Raw genomic sequence first — 19693 nt, forward strand, 5'->3', positions numbered from 1 at the left:
GATGGGGCTCTAGATCATTGCCTCGGCTCGCGTCGAGACCGGACCACCCGGCACCCACTTCATGAAGCCCTCGCCCCCGCTCAGCCGCTTCGCCAGGAAGCGCCGCGTAGAGGTCTGATCGTGGCTGTCGTCACGCGCCCACACCGCCAGGGTGGCCAGGAACAGGGCGGTCAGGGCCACCTCCTCGACCTGGGCGCGTCGGCTGCCGTAACGGGCCTGCAGCCTGGCCGCCTCACGCAGCCACTGGATGGTCCGTGAGAGGTCGAAGAGCATCGGCACCCAGGTATGCAGGTGCGGCGGGTGTGCCTTGTGGCACAGCATCTCCACGGTGACGCGCCGATGGGCCGAAAAGGCCCCGAACCAGGCCAGCAGGCAGTGCTCGAGGCGCGCGCGTTCGGGCCAATCGGCGAACCCCTCGGGAGACTCGTCCAGCATCGCCTGCCAGCCCCTCAGGAACCAGGCATTGGCGACCGCATCGAGATCCCGATACTCGGCCAGCACCGCGCTCATCGGCAGCTCGAGGTGGGTAGCCACCTCGGTCAGGCGCACCGATTGCCAGCCCAGGACCTCCCCCTGGCGCACCGCCTCGCTCATGATGCGCTCGGCGAGGGGCGTCTCGTCGCCCCGCGCGTCGCGGTGAACGGACATCATGCTCATGTCACTCTCCCCCGGTTACCTGGGCCTGAGTGCAGCATAGCCCTGGAACGGGAAGCGGTGACGCTAGAGCGCGTTGCCGCAGGCCACGCCGGAGGCCCAGGCCCACTGGAAGTTGTGGCCACCGAGCTCGCCGGTGACGTCCAGCACCTCGCCGATGAAGCGCAGCTGGGGGAGTGACGTGACGGCGAAGGTCTTCGACGAGAGGGCCCGGGTATCGACGCCGCCCATCGTCACCTCGGCGGTCCGCCAGCCCTCCGTGCCGGCAGGCTTGACGCGCCAGGCCTGGAGGGCATCTGACCAGGCCTGCAAGCGGGCGTTGCCGTACTCCGCGAGCACCCCGTCGTCGTCGTGCCACTCGACCAGCGCCTGGGCCAGTCGCTTCGGCAGCTGCTCTCCCAGCCAGGTGGAAAGCCGCCGCCTGGGCGTCTCGCGGCGGGCGCGGCACAGCGCCTCGAAGGCATCTCGCCCCGGCAGCAGGTCGATGGAGAGGGTATCCCCGGGCTCCCAGACGCTGGAGATCTGCAGCATGGCGGGCCCCGAGAGCCCGCGATGGGTGAACAGCATCGGCTCGCGGTAGCGCTTCCCGCGGCAGGTCACGGCCACCTCGCAACTGACCCCGGCCAGCGCCTCGGCCCGCGCCTTCCACTGCGAGGTCAGGGTGAAGGGCACCAGGGCGGCCCGGGTCTCGGTGACCGCCAGGTCGAACTGCCGGGCGATATCGTAGCCGAAGCCGCTGGCCCCCATGGTGGGGATCGACAGCCCCCCGGTCGCCACTACCAGGGCCCCGCAGTCGATGGGCCCCAGCGAGGTCGCCAGCCGCATGCCCTCCCCGCGCCGTTCGACGCCCTCGACCGCGGTCTTCAGGCGCACCTCGACACCGGCCCAGTCGCACTCGGTGAGCAGCACCCGAAGGATCTCCTTCGAGGAGTCGGCGCAGAACAGCTGCCCCGGGGTCTTTTCCACGTACTCCACGCCGTGGCGCTCCACCAGTTCGACGAAGTGCTCGGGACGATAGCGCTTGAGCGCCGAGATGCAGAACGAGGGATTCCCCGAATAGAAGTTCGCCGGCCCCGAGGCCAGGTGGGTGAAGTTGCAGCGCCCCCCGCCCGACATCAGGATCTTCCTGCCCGCCTTGTTGGCATGGTCGACCACCAGCACCCGCCGTCCGGCGTAGCCGGCGGTGAGCGCACACATCAGCCCGGCGGCACCGGCGCCGATCACCACCACATCGTATGTCACGGCCTTGCTCTCCCGCGCCGAATCGATCCAGATCGCGCATTCTAGCAGCCCCCCGCCGCCTCGCCGACCGCTGTCCCGGCGGTGACAGGCCGCCTGTCACATTTCCCATATCTGTACATGTCTTGTACAGTTAAGGGGCGCCCGAGCGCTTGTGCATTGTTGTCACACTCTTTCACTGCCAGGCGGTTAGGCTTCAGGGAAGCGACCCGACGGACCGGGCGCCCGCTCATCGCTCACCGACCAGAACGACCACTCCATGATCCCATCGCGACCCCGCCTGCTCCTGCTGCTCGGCCTGGCAGCCTTGATGCTCTCCCCGATGCTCGCCGCCCAGCAGCCCACGGCCGTGATCGCCGCCCGCGCCAGCATGGCCGCCTGGTCCGATCCCCTCGAGGCCCTGGGTACCCTGCACGCCGACGAGAGCGTGACGCTCTCGGCTACCGTCACCGACACCATCCGCGAGCTGAACTTCCGCGATGGCGACACCGTCGAGGCCGGCCAGCTGCTGGTGCGACTGGCCGATGACGAGGCCCAGGCCGACCTGCGGGCGGCCCAGGCGCTGCGTGACGAGCGCCGCAATGCGGTGAACCGCCTGGCGCAGCTGCAGAATCGCAACCTGGCGCCGCGAGCCGACGTGGAGGATGCCCGGGCGCGGCTTCGCCAGGCCGAGGCGGAGATCCAGGCCCTGGAGGCCCGGCTGGCCGACTACCGCATCCTCGCCCCCTTCGACGGCGTGGTGGGCTTTCGCAACGTCAGCGTCGGTGCCCTCGTCTCCCCGGGCACGGAACTGGTCACCCTCGACAAGCTGGACGTCATGAAGCTCGACTTCACCCTGCCCGAGCTCGCCCTCGGCCAGGTGGCGCCCGGCCTGCCCTTGACCGCGGTCAGCGGCGCCTTTCCCGACGCCACCTTCGCGGGGGAAGTCGCCACCATCGGCGCCCGCGTCGACCCGGTCAGCCGCAGCGTCACGGTCCGCGCCGCGCTCGAGAATCCCGATCACCGCCTGCGCCCCGGCATGCTGATGCGGGTCGTGGTCGAGCGCGCCCCGCGGGAGACCCTGGTGATGCCCGAGTCGGCCCTGATCCCCCAGGGCGAGCGCCAGTTCGTGCTGGTGCTGGACGAGGCGGACCAGTACCGCGTCGAGCGGCGCGAGGTGGTGATCGGTGCCCGTCGTGAGGGCGAGGTGGAAGTGCTCGAGGGACTCGAGGCCGGTGAGCTGGTGGTGGCTCACGGCACCGAGCGGGTGCGCGACGGCCAGCCGACCCGCCTGTTGGGTGTGCTCGACGACGACACCAGCATCCCCGAGCTGCTGCGCCGCGGGCGTGATGAGGCGGAGGCGAACGGCTGATGCACCTCTCCGACGTCTCCGTCCAGCGGCCGGTCCTGGCGGTGGTGCTGGCGGCCCTGATCGTGGCCTTCGGGCTGCTCGCCCTGCAGCGCCTGCCGCTGCAGGAGTACCCCTCCATCGACCCGCCGGTGGTCGGCATCGACACACGCTATCCCGGCGCTTCGGCCAGCGTGGTCGAGACGCGCATCACCCAGGTGCTGGAGGATCGCATCTCCGGCGTCTCCGGCATCGAGGTGATCTCCTCCTCCAGCGAGGACGGCCGCTCCAGCATCAGCGTGGAGTTCGGCCTGGACATGGACATCGACGCGGCCGCCAACGACATCCGCGACCGCATCTCGGGCTCGCTGGACAACCTGCCCGAGGAAGCGGACCCGCCGGAGGTGCAGAAGGCCGATACCAGCTCCGACGTGGTGATCTGGCTGTCGCTCTCCGGCGAGGGCTTCTCCATGGCCGAGCTTACCGACTACGCCAACCGCTACCTGGTGGACCGCTTCTCGGTGCTCCCCGGGGTCTCCCAGGTCCGGGTCGGCGGGGGACGCGAGTACGCCATGCGGGTGTGGCTGAATGCCGATTCCCTGGCGGCCCGTGACCTTACCGCCGGCGACGTGGAGGATGCCCTGCGCGCCGAGAACGTCGAACTGCCTGGCGGAGCCATCGAGTCCCGGGAGCGACAGTTCATCGTGCGCCTGCCGCGCAACTTCGCGACCCCCGCGGACTTCCGATCCTTGGTGCTCGACCAGGGCAGTGACGGCTACCTGGTGCGCCTGGGCGACGTGGCCCGGGTGGAGATCGGCGCCGTGGAAGAGCGCACCATCTTCCGCGGCAACGGCACGCCGATGGTGGGGCTGGGCATGATGAAGCAGTCCACCGCCAACGTGCTGGAGATCTCCGAGGGGGTCCAGGCCGAGATGGCGCGCGTACAGGACAGCCTCCCCGAGGGCATGTCGCTGTCGCTGAACTTCGACTCCTCGGTCTTCGTCTCCGGCGCCATCGCCCAGGTGGTGCAGACCCTGTTCATTGCCATGGGCCTGGTGGTGGTGGCGATCTTCCTGTTCCTCGGCAACCTGCGCACCACCCTGATCCCGGCGGTCACGGTACCCATCGCCCTGATCGGCACCTTCGCCGCCCTGGCGGCGATGGGCTTCACCATCAACCTGCTGACCCTGCTTGCACTGGTGCTGGCCATCGGACTGATCGTCGACGATGCCATCGTGGTGCTGGAGAACATCCACCGGCGCATGCACGACCATGGCGAGACCCCGCTGGTCGCCGCCTTCCGCGGCACCCGCCAGATCGCCTTCGCGGTGATCGCCACCACCCTGGTGCTGATCGCGGTGTTCGTGCCGCTGAGCTTCCTGCAGGGCGACATCGGCCGGCTGTTCTCGGAGTTTGCCCTGACCCTGGCCGCGGCCGTGGCCATCTCCAGCCTGCTGGCGCTGACCCTGACGCCGATGATGGCCTCCAAGATCCTCAAGGCCGACATGCACGAGGGGCGCCTGGCCCACGGCGTGCAGTGGGTGCTGGAACACTCGCGCTGTGTCTATCGCCGGCTGCTAGAGCGGGTCCTCAGGTTGCGCCTGCTGGTGCTGGCGCTGTTCCTCGGCATCGTCGGCGGCATGGTGTGGTTGAACGGCCAGTTGCCCAACGAGTACACCCCCCGGGAGGATCGCGGCAACTTCTGGGTGCTGGTCAACGGCCCGCCCGGTGCCACCTACGACTACATGCTCGACTACATGGACGAGATCGAGGCCCGGCTGCTGCCCATGGTGGAGGCCGGCGAGATCGAGCGCGTGGTGGTTCGCGCACCGCGCGGCTGGGGCAACATCGAGAACTTCAACAGCGGCTTCGTGATCGTCAACCTGGCCGACTGGGGCAGTCGGCGCTCGGCCTGGGCGATCATGGACGAGGTCCGCCAGGCGGTCGGCGACCTGCCCGGCGTGCGTGCCTTCCCGGTGATGCGCCAGGGCTTCGGGTCCAGCGTCGAGAAGCCCGTGCAGTTCGTGCTGGGCGGCGGCACCTATGAGCGGCTGGCCGAGTGGCGCGATACCCTGATGGCACACATCCGCGACGACAATCCGCGCCTGACCGGACTGGACAGCGACTACGAGGAGAACCAGCCCCAACTGCGCGTGGACATCGACTACACCCGCGCCGCCGCCCTGGGGGTCACCGTCACGGAGATCGGCCGGACCCTGGAGACGCTGCTGGGCGGGCGCAGCGTGACCCGCTACGTGGACGACGGCGAGGAGTACGACGTGATTCTCGAGGGGGAACCCGGTGCCCGACCCAGCCCCTCCGCCCTGGAGAGCATCCGGGTCCGTTCGCAGCGCAGCGGCGAGCTCATCCCCCTGAGCAACCTGGTGACCCTCGAGGACTTCGCCGGGCCCAGCACCCTCAACCGCTTCAACCGCGTCCGCGCCATCACCCTGCAGGCCGACCTGGAAGGCGGCTACCCGCTCGGCGAGGCCCTGGCGTACCTGGAGGCCACGGTGGACGAGATCCTGCCAGCCGAGGCCCAGACCGACCTCAAGGGCGCCTCCCGGGACTACCAGGAGGCCAGCGGCGCCACCGGCTTCCTGCTGGGGCTGGGTATCCTGGTGGTCTTCCTGGTGCTGGCCGGGCAGTTCGAGAGCTTCGTGCACCCCTTCGTGATCATGCTCACCGTGCCCCTGGCGATCTGTGGTGCCCTGCTGGGGCTCTACCTCACCGGGCAGTCGCTGAACATCTACAGCCAGGTGGGGCTGGTGATGCTGGTGGGGCTCGCGGCCAAGAACGGCATCCTGATCGTGGAGTTCGCCAACCAGCTGCGCGACCAGGGCGTGGCCTTCCACGAGGCGCTGGTGGACGCCGCGGTGACGCGCCTGCGCCCCATCGTGATGACCGCGGTGACCACCATGGCCGGTGCGGTACCGCTGATCGTCTCCAGCGGCGCCGGCGCCGAGACCCGGCTGGTGATCGGCACCGTGATCCTCTGCGGCCTGGCCGCCGCCACCCTCTTCACGCTCTTCGTGGTCCCGGTGGCCTACGACCTGCTCGCGCGTAAAACTGGCTCGCCGGGTGACGTGGCACGCCGCCTGGAACGTGAGATGGGCGACACGCCCGCCGGCTACTGACCTGGGCCACGGCAACGACGAAGGCCACCCGCGGGGGTGGCCTTCGAGATGGAATCGGGATGAGGCGTCAGCAGTCGCCGATGCGCCGTCCCTCCATGCGCGTGGTCATGTTGAGCTGGCCCGCGGGCGAGTCGACCAGGATGTCGACGTTGCCCTCGACGCGCTCGCCGAGGAAGTCCATGCGGCCGACGATATCGGCCTCGCCGCCCTCGGCCCGGCAGACCATGCGGTAGTCCAGGCCGTCGACCGTGACCGCGTGCTCGAGCAGCTCGCAGCCCTCCTCCTCCTCGATGAAGCTGAACTCCTCGTCGTCGATATCGCCCTGGGCGATGCACTCCTGGTGGGTCTCGGTCTGGTCGGGGATCGGCAAGTCACCCTGCACCGAGGTGGTGCTGGTGAACTCCCAATGACCCGGCTCGATGTTGGGGGATTCGGCTACGGCCGCCAGCGGCAGCGCCAGCAGCAGGCCGGCGAGAAGGGGACGGAACGACATGCGGGAACTCTCCCTGGTGATAGGTGGTATGCCACGCCCTCGGCATGGGGCCCAGCATAGCCCAATCGACGCTCGTCCCCAATCCGGCTCGCTCGGAGCAGTCAATGGCGCGAGACCGTTATCCCATGCCGAGGAGAAACCTGCCAACGCCCGAGTGGCCTCACAGCATCTGCGGCAGGAACTGGCTGCGTCGGTCGATGATCTTGCCGGCGACCATGAAGACGCCGTCGCCCGTGTAGTGCAGCGTCTCGGGATAGGCGGGGGTCGCCCGGGCCCGGGCCGCCACCACCTCCCAGATGAAGAAGTCATGGCGGTCGACCAGGCTGTCATCGACGAGCCGGCACTCGAAGTGCGCATGGCACTCCTCGATCAGCGGCGCCTCCACGGCCGTCGCCGGCGACGCCGTCAGGCCGAAATGGTCGAACTTGTCGATCTCGGCGCCGCTGCTGTTGCCGATCCCGATCACCTGGTCGGTCAAGGCGGTGGTCGACAGGTTGATGACGCACGTTCCGCTGCGGCGAACGAGGTCGAAACTGTGATTGCCGGAGGAGATGACGCAGCCGATCAGGGAGGGTGAGAAGGCCATCACGGTAGCCAGCCCAGGGTCATGATGTTGCGCTCGCCCTGCCAGGCCGAGGAGACCAGCACGATGGGGCCGGGCTCGAGGTAACGGCGTACCCGGTCCAGCGGCACGACAACCTTCTCGACATCGTCACGCATCGGCTTCTCCCCCTGGAGTGGAAACGAGAACTCGGGCCCCGGCGCTCTTGTCCGACGGCCCTCCCCCGCTACAGTCTGGCCACCATGGGCCGTTCCCGCCAGCGCCATACCGCCCCGCCAACGGCCGGAGAAGCGGAGGCAGGCTATGCTGGAAGAGGTAATTTTCAGGGGGATGACGGTGCTCGAACTCATACCCGGGGCCGCGCCTCACGTGGTGTCCCTGCGTGCCAACGGCCAGGTCGATGCCAACGCCTGCAGCAGGCGTTCGACAGCTCGGGCGAGCATCAGGTACCTAGCCCCCCCAACATCACCACGCCCAGCACCACGACCAGCAGAAGCACGGTCTCCAACGCCATCAGGATCACCGGCTTCCACCCCACGACGGCCAGCTTCTGGAACGACGTCTTGATGCCCAGCGCCGCAATGGCGGTGACAAGGCACCAGCGAGACAGGGTCGACATCCCCTCGTTCACTGTCTCCGGGATGAGTCCCAGGCTGTTGATCACCACCAGCACCACGAAGCCTACCAGGAAGCCCGGCAGCATCGGCACCTTTGTTGCCGCCCCCTCCTCCTGGCGTGACGCACGAAACAGCCACATGAAAACCATGACCGCCGGCACCAGCATGGCAACTCTCACCAACTTGACCAGTGTCGAGATATCGCCGGTCTGTTCGGAGATCATGTAGCCGGCACCCACCACCTGGGCCACGTCGTGGATCGTGCCCCCCAGGAAGATTCCTGCCTGAGCATTGGCGAGTTCAAGGGCCCCGGCGATCAGCGGATAGGTCACCATCGCCATGGTGGAGAGCGTGGTCACCCCGACCACCGTGAGGATGGTATTTCGCTCGCTGGTCTCATGGCGTGGCATCACCGCCGACAGGGCTAGGGCCGCCGACGCACCACAAATCGCTACCGCACCACCCGTCAATAGACCGAGATCTCGAGGGAGTCCCAGGATCCTGGCTAGCACTGTTCCACAGACGATGACCAGGCCTACTGCCGCAACAACAGTGAGCACAGGACCAAGCCCCAAATCCCCGACCTGCTCCAGCGTCATTCTTGCTCCCAACAACGCCACCCCCAACCGCAACACGGTCCGAGCGGCAAACTCGATGCCCTCACGACAACGCCCCTCTTCGCTCAGGAAGTGCAGCGACATCCCGAACAGCAGGGCATAGAGCAGTGTCGGACCGCCATAGTGATCGGCGATGAAGGTAGTGGCCAGAGCAATGGTAACGCACACCAGCAGGCCACGGCCGATGGCGCGGAAGCTGCCAAGCCGCAGGACGAGACGAGATCGCCATTCCGCGGTCGACATGTTGAAGATCTGGGGTTTCATTTGCCTGCTCTCCTGATCCCGTTCGATGGACGAGCGCATCACCCCTGGTCCGACAGACGTCAGACGGGCTGAAAGGAGACTCAACGAAGCGAGAAAGAATGGGTTGCGGTCCCGGGTCACCATGCCCAGTTGACTGGACTTCTCGGATGACACCTAGGGGTCAGGGATGTCTGCTCCCGCGGCAGCAGCCACCACCTGCTCGGCCAAGACCTGGACGGTATCCACGACCGGTAACGAGACATCGAGCGCATCCTGGATGACCGAAAGCTCGGTACAGGCCAGCACCAGCACATCCGCTCCGCGGGCCTTGAGGTCATCGGCAGCACGTGCGAAGACAGCAAGTGTGTCAGGATGTCGCCCCTGCCCCCGTTTGACGGCACGAATCACCTCAAGCACCGCGGCTTCGTCATCGGGATACACCAGGGAGAGTCCACGTGCTTCAGTGAACCCCTCGTAGAGACCGATCTTGCGAAGTGCTGGCGAGCAGAGCATGCCGACTTTAGCGCCAGGGATCCGACGGGAGATGGTATCCAGCGTCCGCTCGACAATGTGCCAGACCGGGATATCGACGGCGTCCTGAGCGTACTGCCAATAATGGTGAGCGGTGTTGCACGGCATCACCAGAAAGTCCGCACCGCCCTGCTCGAGTCGACGCGCCATGTCGGCAATGACCGGGCCCGGGTTCTCTCCATCTCCATCGATCAATGCCTTAATGCGTGACGGCACCTTTGGGTTGTTGTCCACAAGAAGATGGACGTGGTCGATATCATCCTCAGCGGGTGTGACTTCGATGACCCGCTGCATGAAAGTCACGGTGGCATCGGGACCCATCCCCCCCAGAACCCCGACAATGGTATGTCGTTGAGAAGGAGAAGGCTCAACATCGCGATCGTGAATTGTCATCGGTCTTCTATCCCTTGATTGTCAGAAGCCAAGCAGAGTTGGCAGCCACAGGGTGATCTGGGGGAAGAATGCCAACAGGAGATCAATTATCACCATCGAGCCGACCAACGGAATGGCACGGACCGAGATGCGCTCAATGGACACGTTGGCAATACTGGAGCTGATGAACATGTTTTCCCCGAGAGGCGGTGTGGAAAAGCCGATACCGAGGCTGACCACTAGGACGATACCGAAGTGAATCGGATCGACGCCCAATTCCACCATCACGGGCAGCAACACCGGAGTGACGATCATGATGGTGGCAAGGATCTCTATGAACATTCCCACGATCAGCAGGAAGCCGATCACCAGCACCCAGACCAGCCAAAGGCTGTCGGTGATCTGAAGGATTCCTTGGGCGATCATGGCTGGGATGTGATTCTCGACCAGGATCCTCCCGAAGGCGGTGGCAGTAAACATGATGATGAGCACTCGCCCGGTCAGCCAGGTAGTGCTCTGGAAGGCTTCGTTGAGACCACGAAGCGACGACTCCTTGTGGATGAAGACTCCGACGAAAAGGGCATAGAAGATGGAGACTACCGCGGCTTCCGTGGGCGTGAACATCCCGGAATAGATGCCACCCAGGATCACCACTGGTGCCATAATTGACCAGAACCCATCCTTGAGCACCTTGGCAATTCGCTTTCTGTCGTATTTCGTGCCTTCTGTCTGATATCCGTTTCTTTTTGCAGTAATATAGTTGGCTATTATCAAGCCCATTCCAAGCATTACCCCGGGAATCACTCCAGCCATAAACAGCGCTGAGATTGATTCATTGGCAGTGACGCCATAGATAACGAGCGGCATGCTGGGAGGAATTACGACTCCTAGCCCACCGGCCGTGGCGGTGATAGCTGCAGGGTAGCTCTTGCCGTATCCCCGCTCGATCATCGCCGGGATCACCAACATACCGACTGCGGCCGTGGTTGCTGGTCCAGAACCAGAAATAGCCCCGAAGAACATGCAGGCCATCACCGCGGCTGCGCCCAGCCCGCCAGCAGCCGGCCCGGCCAGCTCTTCCGCTATATAGATCAAGCGACGAGCAATCCCGGCATCGCCCATCAGGGCACCGGCCAGAATGAAAGAGGGTAGTGCCATGAGGGGGAACGAATTGATGGCGGAAAAGGCCAGCTCGATCAACGAACTGATGTCATCACCGTTAAGGACATAGACCGCCATGGAGGCAACCCCGAGGGCCACCACTATGGGTGCGCCGAAAAACAGCAGCGCCCCGAACATCGAAAACAGTACTGTTGCGGCCATGGTGCTTACCCCTTGCCTTTGGAGGAGGAGTTCCCGGTAGCATTGGAATCCCCGTCGGTGATCTTGCTCACTTCCTTCTGCTCCACATCACCAGGCTCGATTCCCTTGACCAGTTTCAGGTACTGAACCTGAAGGACACGAAATGCCATCAGTACGAAGGCGATGGGAAAGACGAAGTAGACATAAGCCAAGGACCAGCCTAGGGCTGGAGAGTTGTACGGAAACTCCAGCAACAGCCCGATCAGATCCAGGCTCTTCCACGCCAGGACCAGACAGAACGCTACCCAGATCAGGTCAACCAGCAGCAGCAAGGTGTTAGCGATACGCTTCGGCATCATCTTGATGTGCGTCTGCAATCGGTTATGCGCACTGAGGTGCGCCGCATGAGCGGCGCCCAGAAAGACGAACCAGATGAAGGCGTAGCGAGCAAGTTCCTCGATCCATGCCATGCCGATGCCGAGCGTCACCCGCATAACCACCTGAACGAACAACAGCACTACGAAAACACCGAGCAGGAAGCGGCAGACGTAGTCTTCGATATGATTGAGCTTTGCTAACACGAAAGCCTCCTTCCCCTGTGGGAGTGCGAGGAGGGAGCCAGGCCAGGCGACCTATCGTCGCCCGGCCCAGCCTCACTCAGTGGCCCAATGCCTTCTGCATTTCCTCGAAGGCTTCCTTACCACCGATCTCGTCGTAAAACTCAGGCCAGACCTCTTCCTTGGCAATTCGAACCCACTCATCCTCATCTTCCAGGGTCGATACCTCGACACCTTCTGCCTCCATGCCGGCGCGGGCCTTGGAGGCTTCGGTCAGCTGGAACTGCAGCGCATACAGCTGGGCTTCGAGTCCGGCACGATCGATGATTGCGCGCTCTTCGTCGCTGAGCTTCTCGTAGGTCCTGACACCCATCACGATCGGCTGGAGGGAGTACTGGTAGTGGACCTCAGTGAGGTAATCCTGCACTTCGTGGAACTTCATCGTGTAGTTGACGATGTAAGGATTGTCCTGGCCATCGATCACGCCTTGCTGCAAGCCGGTGAACACCTCGGGCCAGGACATGCTGATCGGGCTGGCGCCCCAGGCCTCGTAAGTGGCCAACATCAGCTCGTTCTGCGGCACCCTGATCTTGAGCCCCTCGATATCCTCCAGGGTGGTCACGGGCCTTTCGGAGTTGGTGAGGTAGCGGAAGTTGGAATATAGCCAGCTGACGATATGTACGCCGGCTTCCTCTTCGGCGATTGCATTCCAGCGGTCAGCCAGCGGCCCCGTGGTAGCCTTCACCGCATCGGCGTGGCTGCGGATCGCGTAGGGCATGGTCAAGGCACCGAGCCGAGGGGCATAGGGGGTCAAGTTCCCCACGCCGATCAGGGCGAAGTCGAGCTTGCCGATGCGAGTATCCTGGATCATGCCCGTCTCGGAACCGAGTTGCCCACCGGGGAACAGCTCGACCTGCATCTCGCCCCCGGAGAGCTCTTCGACCAACTCCTCGAAACGCTGTGCCAGCGCCCCTTGGTCAGAATCCATCGGGTCCCCCATGCCGACCTTGAAGGTGGTCTCTGCCTGGGCGGCATGCGCAGTCAGGGTGGCAAGAACAGCGGAGGCCAAGAGAGTTTTCTTGAACATTGTTGTCACTCCAATCTTCATCGGGTTGGTACTACGCGGTGGTAGTCTTGTCGGTTGCCTGATCCATGGCGTCGCCCATCAACTGGACGATGTCGTCACAGTCCCCTTCATCAAACGTCAACGGAAGTCTAAGGTCACATAGCGTGGCCAGTATTCGATCGGCATTCGGCAGAGGACGGGCTGCGGAGAGATAGCCCCAGCTGTCGTATCGGCTGGTGTAATCTTCCGGTAGCGCCTTGCCGTACCACTTGAGTGGAATGCCACGGGCCTCACAGCCGGAGATGAACCGTGCTATCTCCTCGTGGGCAAGGGAGGGCAGATTGAACTGGATCGAACTGCCGACGAAGCCCTCCTTCTCGTGCCGTGAAATGGTCCGGACCGGAGCCATTTCGGTAAGGCCCGCTTCCAAGCGACGATAGAGCGTATTCCAGCGCTGCCTCCGAGACTCGAGCTCGGCCAGCTGCGGGCGCAGGATCGCCGCCCGCAGATTGTCCATCCGTCCGCTCATGTTCGGCGTCACCATTCGCGTCTCGCTGAAGGTCTCGGCATCCGGTGCCGCCAGGTGACGGTCGTAGAGCATGTAGGACCCTGACATGATCACGGCCCGCCGCATCACCTCGGGATCCTCCGTGCTCAGCAGGCCGCCCTCGCCGGAGTTGAGATGCTTGTAGGTCTGGGTGCTGAAGCAACCCACCTTGCCAAAGGTACCGCTCGGCCTGCCGTCGAAGGTGGCTCCCATGGTGTGGGCACAGTCCTCGATCAGGGTGATCCCATGGGCTTCGCACACGGCCATGATGGCGTCCATGTCCCCGATGTGGCCGCGCATGTGCGAGAGCATGAAAAAGCGGGCTCCTGTTTCCTTCGCCGCAGCAGCGAGGTCATCGGGATCGACGGTGGTATCCTCGAGTATGTCCACCAGCACGGCCTCGCCACCTGCCGCATGGATGCTGCCCGGCACCGGTGACAGCGTGAAGGCGTTGCACAGCACTGCATCCCCGCGGTGGAGCCCACAGGCGCGCAGCGCAAGCTGGAGGGCATAGCCCCCGGAAGCGCAGGCCAGGACGTAGGGAACTCCCAGGCTACCGGCAAACTCCTGCTCCAGCAGGGCGGTCTCTCCTTTCTCCCCTTCAACCAGGTTATAGCGATGCAGTCGCCCGGTGCGCATCACTGCCACCGCGGCTGCGATTGCGGCCTCGGAGATCGGCTCCTGCTGGGTAAAGGATTTCGAGAAACGGCGCATGTGACCTGCCTCAGTAGCGCTGCTGGTGGTGGACGGGGAAATCCCACTGCTCGTCGGGGAAGTACTTGGTCAGGCGCCAGTCGCAGGCGCGAGCATGACCTTCCATCCCCTCGACCCGGGAAATGCGTGAGCCCACGGCACTGAAGGTGCGATTGGCTTCCTCGCTCAGCTGCTGGGTGGTCAGCACCTTCATGAACTTGTGCACGTTCAGGCCACCGCTGTAGCGACCGGCGCGCTTGGTCGGCAGGATGTGGTTCGTGCCCGAGCACTTGTCGCCATGGGTCACGGTGCTACCCTCGCCGAGAAACAGCGAGCCGTAGTTGCTCAGGTGCTCCTTCCACCAGCCGAGGTCCTCGCACAGTACCTGCAGGTGCTCGCAGGCGTAATGATCACTGACTTCGACAATCTCTTCGCGCGAGTCCCCCAGGATCACCTCGCCATGATCGCGCCACGCGGCATGGATCACGTCGGCATTGGGCATGTCGTCGGCAACTTTGGGCACCAGTTCCATGACCTTGCGCCCCAGGGCTTCACTGGTGGTGAACAGCCACACCGGCGAATTGGTGCCATGCTCGGCCTGCGAGACCAGATCGACGGCAATGGACATGGGATCCGCCGTGTCGTCGGCGATGACAGCCGATTCGGTCGGACCGGCAAAGACGTCGATGCCGACCTGCCCAAACAGCAGGCGTTTCGCTTCGGCCACATAGGCATTACCCGGGCCAACCAGGATATCGGCCTCACGCCCACCGAACAGGCCGAAGGCCATGCTCGCCATGGCGTGAACGCCGCCCATCTCGAGGATCATGTCGGCGCCGGCAACATGCAGGGCATACACCACAGCCGGGTTGATGCTCTCACCCCGGGGCGGTGAGCAGGCCACCACGTGGGGGACACCGGCCGCCTTGGCGGTTGCGACACTCATCAACGCCGAGGCCGCATGCGCATAGCGCCCCCCCGGGATGTAGCAGCCGGCACAGCCGACCGGCAGTACCCGCTGCCCGAGCAATACGCCGGGCTCGGTCTCGATCTCGAAGGAGGTCAGGCTATCGCGCTGCGCCTCGGCGAATCGGCGAATCTGGCGGTGGGCGAAGTCGATGTCGTCCTTAACCGACTGGGGAACGCTGTCGATGAGACGCTGACGCTTCTCGTCGCTCAGGACGAAATCGTCGGTCCAACCGTCGAACTTCTCGGCGTACTCGCGCACGGCCTGCTCGCCACGCTCGCGAATATCGTCGAGCATCTGACGCACCGCGGTGGTGACACGTTGATCCTCGGCGGCGACGCCCTCGGCGCCCTCGGCAGACTTGAGATGTCGAATTGTCATTGTGTTCTCCGCAATGGAGCTAACGGCTTGGGATACTCTTGGAATCCTCCGGGGGTGGGGGCCCGGAGGTAGGAACCATCTCGCGGCATAGGCCGATCGTCACGCCTGGTAGTCGGGGAACCCGAAGGCATCGGGGTATCCGAACAGCGCAACACTGCCCCCGGTGTGGAGGAACACCACGTTCTCGCCCTCCTTGAACTGGCCCTTGCGGATCAGATCGATCAGGCCCGCCATGCCCTTGCCGGAGTAGACCGGGTCGAGCAGGATGCCCTCATGACGGGCCATCAGCGTGACGGCCTCGACCATGCTCTCAGTGGGGATGCCGTAGCCCTCACCGACGTAGTCGCAGTTGGCTACCACGTGCTCGCGTGACACCACACCACTGAGGCCTAGCTTGGCTTCCGTCTTCTGGGCCAGCGCGAAGACATTGGCCTCCTGCTTGTCCCTGGGTGCTCGGACACCAACGCCGAGCACCGGGATGCCAGAGTTGCAGGCGGCCAGGCCGGTCACGAGGCCGGCCTGGGTGCCGGCGCTGCCGGTCGCGTGCACCAGGTGGTCGATCTGCAGGCCCATGTCATTGGCCTGGGCCAGCAATTCCAGGGCCGCATTGACATAGCCCAGGGCGCCGATCTCGTTGGAGCCGCCACCGGGAATGATGTAAGGGGTCTTGCCCTCGCCCTTCAGCTGCTCGGCCAGGGTTTCCATCTCGGCCGCCATGTCGGCACCGCCGGGGCGCTTCTCGACGGTGGCACCGTGCAGCTGGTCAAGGAAGACGTTGCCGTTGTAGTTGTAGGCGGGGTCGTGGCTTCCGGTGCGATCCTCGAGAAGGATGTGGCACCCCAGACCCAGCTTGCAGGCTGCCGCCACGGTCTGACGGGCATGATTTGACTGGGTCGCACCTTGAGTGATGATCGTGTCTGCACCTTTCTCGAGGGCATCGGCCATCAGGAACTCGAGCTTGCGAGTCTTGTTGCCGCCGGTGGAGAGCCCCGTACAATCGTCACGCTTGATCCAGAGACGCGGACCACCCAGAAGACGGCTCAGGTTGTCCATGGGCTCAAGAGGAGTCGGCATGTGGCCGAGCCGGACACGGGGAAAGCGGGAAAGGTGCATACGAGCCTCCAGGCGAGTAATTTGTTGCATAAGCGTGCTCTCGGAATGACCGTCGTTGATAGTCTGGCGAACAACCCCGTCCGCCTCTGACCGGTCTGGCTCAACATTAGTACGGGGCGCCCGGTACGAACCAATGCCAAGATACTCAGCGGCGATTAAATTATTGCATATTCCGCAGATACCACTTCCGCAACAGGCTCCTCCGGAAGATTCAGATGAAAATCGAGTGGATTGAAGACTTTCTTGCGCTGATTGAGGCAGGCACGTTTTCCCAGGCCGCCGAGTTGCGGCACGTCACCCAGCCGGCTTTCTCCCGTCGTATCCGGCAGTTGGAGGAGTGGCTGGGCGTTGAACTGATCGATCGCCACTCGGCACGACTGTCGCTTACGTCCCATGCACAAGCCTATGAAGCAACCATGCGAGATTGGCTGGCTAGTCTCTACGCCATGCGCAGTCGCATCCGAGCGGATGCAATACATGGTCCACGAGCAATCCTCACCACACAGCACACGCTCACTGTTAGCTATCTCCCCCGGCTGTTGCGCTATTTCCGCCAACGCGCCCCCGAAGCGCGCCTGCAGGTCCGTTCATCGGATCGCAGTGACTGTATCCGCAACTTCCAGCGAGGTGAGGCTGACTTGCTGTTATGCAGTGAACTGGAGGGCTCTCAGCTGTTCCTTGATCGCGAGGAGATAGAGCGCGTTCCGCTGGGGACGGAGCAGCTGATTCCCGTATGTGCCACTGACCGGCTGGGGCGTCCCCTGTTCGATCTCGAGAACGGGACACACCTGCCGCTGATCGGGTATGACGTGGACAGCTTCCTGGGCAGCGTCCTGGCCAGCCCTTACCTGCACAATCTCCAACGTCGTTACGATACCGAACTGGTCTGCGAGACCTCCTTCACGCTTGGCATACGCGAGCTGACCCTTGCCGGTCTGGGTATCGGCTGGCTGCCAAACGGTCTGATCGAGGAGGACCTGATAGCGGGCAAACTGATCTCCCTGGTGGATATGCTGGGAGGTCCCAGGCTGGTCGTCGCCTGTTACCGGCAGCCCGACGTCGATACGACATCAGTGGATACGCTATGGAAGCTGATACATGATCGACCACCGATGGTATGACCGAGAACATCTCGCTGATGGCCCCGACTACCTACGACGGTCGGCACGGATTGCCGTGTACGCTAAGCTAGATCTCACCAATCACCACTGATACCACTGCGCGGAACACCGCTGCCGTGCCTACGGAGGAAGCATTATGAGCCATGGTATCCGTCGTATCTTATGCTGCGTGGGACTGAGAACCGACAGCGATAAGGTGCTGGCACACGCCGTGGGACTTGCCGTTGCCACCGGAGCCAAGCTTGACGTCCTGCATGCAGTCAAGTCCCTGTCCGATGATGTCGTGAACACCCTCAGGGATAACATTCCGGACCGGGGAATACTCGAGAGCCTAAGGGAACGACGCCTCAAGGAGGCCCGCGAGGTACTTGATGAACAGATCGAGACCTTCTGGTCACGACATCCCGACCTGCGTGAGGAGTTCGGGGATGGGGAAATGACACGCAGCGTACTGGAAGGCTATCCCGCTTCGGTGATCACGGACTTCGCTACGCGCGCCGGCAGTGACATGATCGTGCTCGCGGCCAACAAGCGTAACTTCTCGGCCACCTATGCCGGCAAGATCACCAAGGGCGTGATCAAGCGTTCTCGGGTTCCAGTAGTCGTGGTGCCGCCTTGCCATGACTGACGCTCTGCAGGGGTCTCCACCCCATCAAGTCGTGCATGTTGGGGGCAATACCTAAGGGGGCTTAAGATTCAGAACATCAAGATCAGCAGTGGATGTTTCCCTCGCGCACCAGTTGCCAAGCCTGTTGGCTCAACCTTCGTATGCGGCTTCTGGTCGGCCAGGCCTATCCAACTGGCCTAATGGAAGGCGGCCCAAAACCCAAAACGAGTGGGAAGGTCAGCGAACCACATACGGTGTAGATCATCAGGACAACGCTATTGACACGGCTCACTCTCTCTGGCAGCTTAGTTCTTAGCGCCGATTTGAATCTCAGCTTGCGGGCGCTCTACAAATGCCGCTAAAGCGACGCCAGAGGCCCGCTTTAGCACATGCAAAGCGGGTTTCTTGTTGTCTGGCCCTCGGGTCTCCGCCGATTTAAGCACCAACTTGCGGGCGGGATAGAAATGCAGCTAAAGCGGCGTGCGACTCCACTCCCCTGGGTCGGCGCTTGCCGAACCACGCTTTCCAGGGCACCCCAGGGGAAATGGAGACGATCATGACACACCGCACCACCACCTCTCACGACCAAGCCGCCGTTGACGACGTCGCCGCCTCATCGGTGTCGCGTCGCGATACCCTGGCCGCCCTGCTCGCTCAGGACGACATCGTGCGTCCGGAGTTTCGCAATGCCGCCATCCTCGGGGCGCAGCAGGCATCACGGGGCTCCCGCCCTGCTTCCCGCACGTCCCACACGCTGTCGGGGAGGTCGTGACCATGAACCTGCAACAGGCTCTGCTGCTCAGGACCCAGCATCTGGCGGACGCCGATGTGCTACATGGCATGGGCTACAGGACAGCCGACGAGACGGCACTGGCGCATCTGCACGCCATCCGGAGGAGCCCCTATCTCGGCCTGGAGAAGACGCATCGCGACGCCCGCTACGGCGAGCGCGGCTTTCTCGAGGCACTATGCCACTGTGCCGGGCTCGACGAGGCCGACTCCCTGGCCGCCATCGACAACCTGGCCGAACGACTCGCCGAGGACCGCGCGGCCTTTCGTCACTGGCTGTTCGCCGACACCGACTATGTGCGCGGCCCCGGCACGCCGATCTTCGCCATGGCCTTCACCGAGCACTTCCGGCGGCTGAAGTTTCCGCTCGGCTTCTGGCGCCTGCCCTGGGAGGAGCGCCTGGCGGCCGCCTGCCAGAAGACCTGCGACCATATGCAGGAGAGCAGCGGCAAGCTGGTCACCTGGGGCGAGATCAAGCGCTACCACTACTGCTTCGCGGAGAAGCGCAGCATCGTCATCTCGACAACGGGCGAGGTGATCGGCGAGCGGGAGGACTTCGACCCGCCACGCGCCACCTTCGGGCTGGCCGGCATCGACGAGAACCTGGGCGACATCTTCGATCAGGACCAGGAATGAGGCACGTAGAGCAAAGGCAGGGCATGTGCCATGGGAAGCTGGCCTTGCCAGCCTCTCCGGGTAGAACAAGGGCATTGCATGACACGCATTGATCGGGACAATGGCGAGCACTCGCTCCCCCG

General features: G+C 64.0%; 19 protein-coding genes. 6 read left to right on the forward strand and 13 right to left on the reverse strand.

Translation table 11 applies throughout. From position 1 onward, the window contains the following. Positions 1-9: 9 nt before the first annotated feature. Both P8934_RS12250 and P8934_RS12255 read right to left on the reverse strand, forming a co-directional pair. Positions 10-657, reverse strand: a complete 648-nt coding sequence (locus P8934_RS12250; RefSeq protein ID WP_278031293.1) for a hypothetical protein — start codon at positions 655-657, stop codon at positions 10-12. A 63-nt stretch (positions 658-720) separates the two neighbouring features. Next, positions 721-1896, reverse strand: coding sequence for an NAD(P)/FAD-dependent oxidoreductase (locus tag P8934_RS12255; RefSeq protein WP_278031294.1), 1176 nt, complete (start codon positions 1894-1896; stop codon positions 721-723). A gap of 256 nt (positions 1897-2152) precedes the next feature. Here P8934_RS12255 and P8934_RS12260 point away from each other — a divergent pair, with 256 nt between their 5' ends. After that, a complete protein-coding gene (locus P8934_RS12260) occupies positions 2153-3244 on the forward strand; it encodes an efflux RND transporter periplasmic adaptor subunit (protein ID WP_278031295.1) in 1092 nt (363 codons plus the stop codon). Then, the gene (locus tag P8934_RS12265) at positions 3244-6357 is read left to right on the forward strand and encodes an efflux RND transporter permease subunit (protein WP_278031296.1); all 3114 of its coding nucleotides are present in this window, start codon (positions 3244-3246) and stop codon (positions 6355-6357) included. The genes P8934_RS12260 and P8934_RS12265 overlap by 1 nt, the downstream gene beginning before the upstream one ends. A gap of 67 nt (positions 6358-6424) precedes the next feature. Here the strand turns inward: P8934_RS12265 and P8934_RS12270 are convergent, their stop codons facing one another. The 11 genes from P8934_RS12270 to P8934_RS12320 form a co-directional block, all read right to left on the reverse strand. Next, positions 6425-6850 (reverse strand): DUF3617 family protein, encoded by a 426-nt coding sequence (locus P8934_RS12270; RefSeq protein WP_278031297.1) that lies wholly within the window; start codon positions 6848-6850, stop codon positions 6425-6427. 160 nt (positions 6851-7010) lie between these two features. After that, complete coding sequence (locus tag P8934_RS12275) at positions 7011-7436, reverse strand: flavin reductase family protein (RefSeq protein ID WP_278031298.1); 426 nt, start codon at positions 7434-7436, stop codon at positions 7011-7013. Next, on the reverse strand, positions 7436-7570 hold the full coding sequence (locus P8934_RS12280) for a hypothetical protein (protein WP_278031299.1): 135 nt from the start codon (positions 7568-7570) through the stop codon (positions 7436-7438). Before P8934_RS12280 ends, P8934_RS12275 begins: the two co-directional genes overlap by 1 nt. A 284-nt stretch (positions 7571-7854) precedes the next feature. Continuing rightward, the gene (locus P8934_RS12285) at positions 7855-8910 is read right to left on the reverse strand and encodes a putative sulfate exporter family transporter (protein WP_278031300.1); all 1056 of its coding nucleotides are present in this window, start codon (positions 8908-8910) and stop codon (positions 7855-7857) included. A 153-nt stretch (positions 8911-9063) separates the two neighbouring features. Next, complete coding sequence (locus P8934_RS12290; RefSeq protein WP_278031301.1) at positions 9064-9813, reverse strand: amino acid racemase; 750 nt, start codon at positions 9811-9813, stop codon at positions 9064-9066. 21 nt (positions 9814-9834) lie between these two features. Continuing rightward, positions 9835-11115 carry a TRAP transporter large permease gene (locus P8934_RS12295; protein WP_278031302.1) on the reverse strand — a complete coding sequence of 427 codons (1281 nt, stop codon included), beginning with the start codon at positions 11113-11115 and terminating at the stop codon, positions 9835-9837. Between the two features lie 5 nt (positions 11116-11120). Continuing rightward, the gene (locus P8934_RS12300) at positions 11121-11675 is read right to left on the reverse strand and encodes a TRAP transporter small permease (RefSeq protein WP_278031303.1); all 555 of its coding nucleotides are present in this window, start codon (positions 11673-11675) and stop codon (positions 11121-11123) included. A 76-nt stretch (positions 11676-11751) separates the two neighbouring features. After that, positions 11752-12738 (reverse strand): TRAP transporter substrate-binding protein, encoded by a 987-nt coding sequence (locus P8934_RS12305; RefSeq protein ID WP_278031304.1) that lies wholly within the window; start codon positions 12736-12738, stop codon positions 11752-11754. A gap of 31 nt (positions 12739-12769) precedes the next feature. Further along, entirely contained in the window at positions 12770-13978 is a 1209-nt protein-coding gene (locus P8934_RS12310) for an aminotransferase class I/II-fold pyridoxal phosphate-dependent enzyme (protein WP_278031305.1), read from the reverse strand. 10 nt (positions 13979-13988) lie between these two features. After that, positions 13989-15305, reverse strand: coding sequence for a histidinol dehydrogenase (gene hisD / locus P8934_RS12315; RefSeq protein ID WP_278031306.1), 1317 nt, complete (start codon positions 15303-15305; stop codon positions 13989-13991). A gap of 99 nt (positions 15306-15404) precedes the next feature. Further along, entirely contained in the window at positions 15405-16448 is a 1044-nt protein-coding gene (locus tag P8934_RS12320) for a D-cysteine desulfhydrase (protein ID WP_347403436.1), read from the reverse strand. Positions 16449-16633: 185 nt separating this feature from the next. Here P8934_RS12320 and P8934_RS12325 point away from each other — a divergent pair, with 185 nt between their 5' ends. From P8934_RS12325 to P8934_RS12340, 4 genes are all read left to right on the forward strand, one after another. Then, positions 16634-17539, forward strand: coding sequence for a LysR substrate-binding domain-containing protein (locus tag P8934_RS12325; protein WP_278031308.1), 906 nt, complete (start codon positions 16634-16636; stop codon positions 17537-17539). A gap of 136 nt (positions 17540-17675) precedes the next feature. Next, positions 17676-18167, forward strand: a complete 492-nt coding sequence (locus P8934_RS12330) for a universal stress protein (protein ID WP_278031309.1) — start codon at positions 17676-17678, stop codon at positions 18165-18167. Between the two features lie 535 nt (positions 18168-18702). Further along, positions 18703-18918 carry a hypothetical protein gene (locus tag P8934_RS12335; RefSeq protein WP_278031310.1) on the forward strand — a complete coding sequence of 72 codons (216 nt, stop codon included), beginning with the start codon at positions 18703-18705 and terminating at the stop codon, positions 18916-18918. Between the two features lie 2 nt (positions 18919-18920). Beyond that, entirely contained in the window at positions 18921-19571 is a 651-nt protein-coding gene (locus P8934_RS12340; RefSeq protein WP_278031311.1) for a hypothetical protein, read from the forward strand. Positions 19572-19693 lie beyond the last annotated feature (122 nt).

This window comes from Halomonas sp. CKK8 (assembly GCF_029625235.1).
In the GTDB taxonomy this organism is placed as follows: Bacteria; Pseudomonadota; Gammaproteobacteria; order Pseudomonadales; family Halomonadaceae; genus Halomonas; species Halomonas ventosae.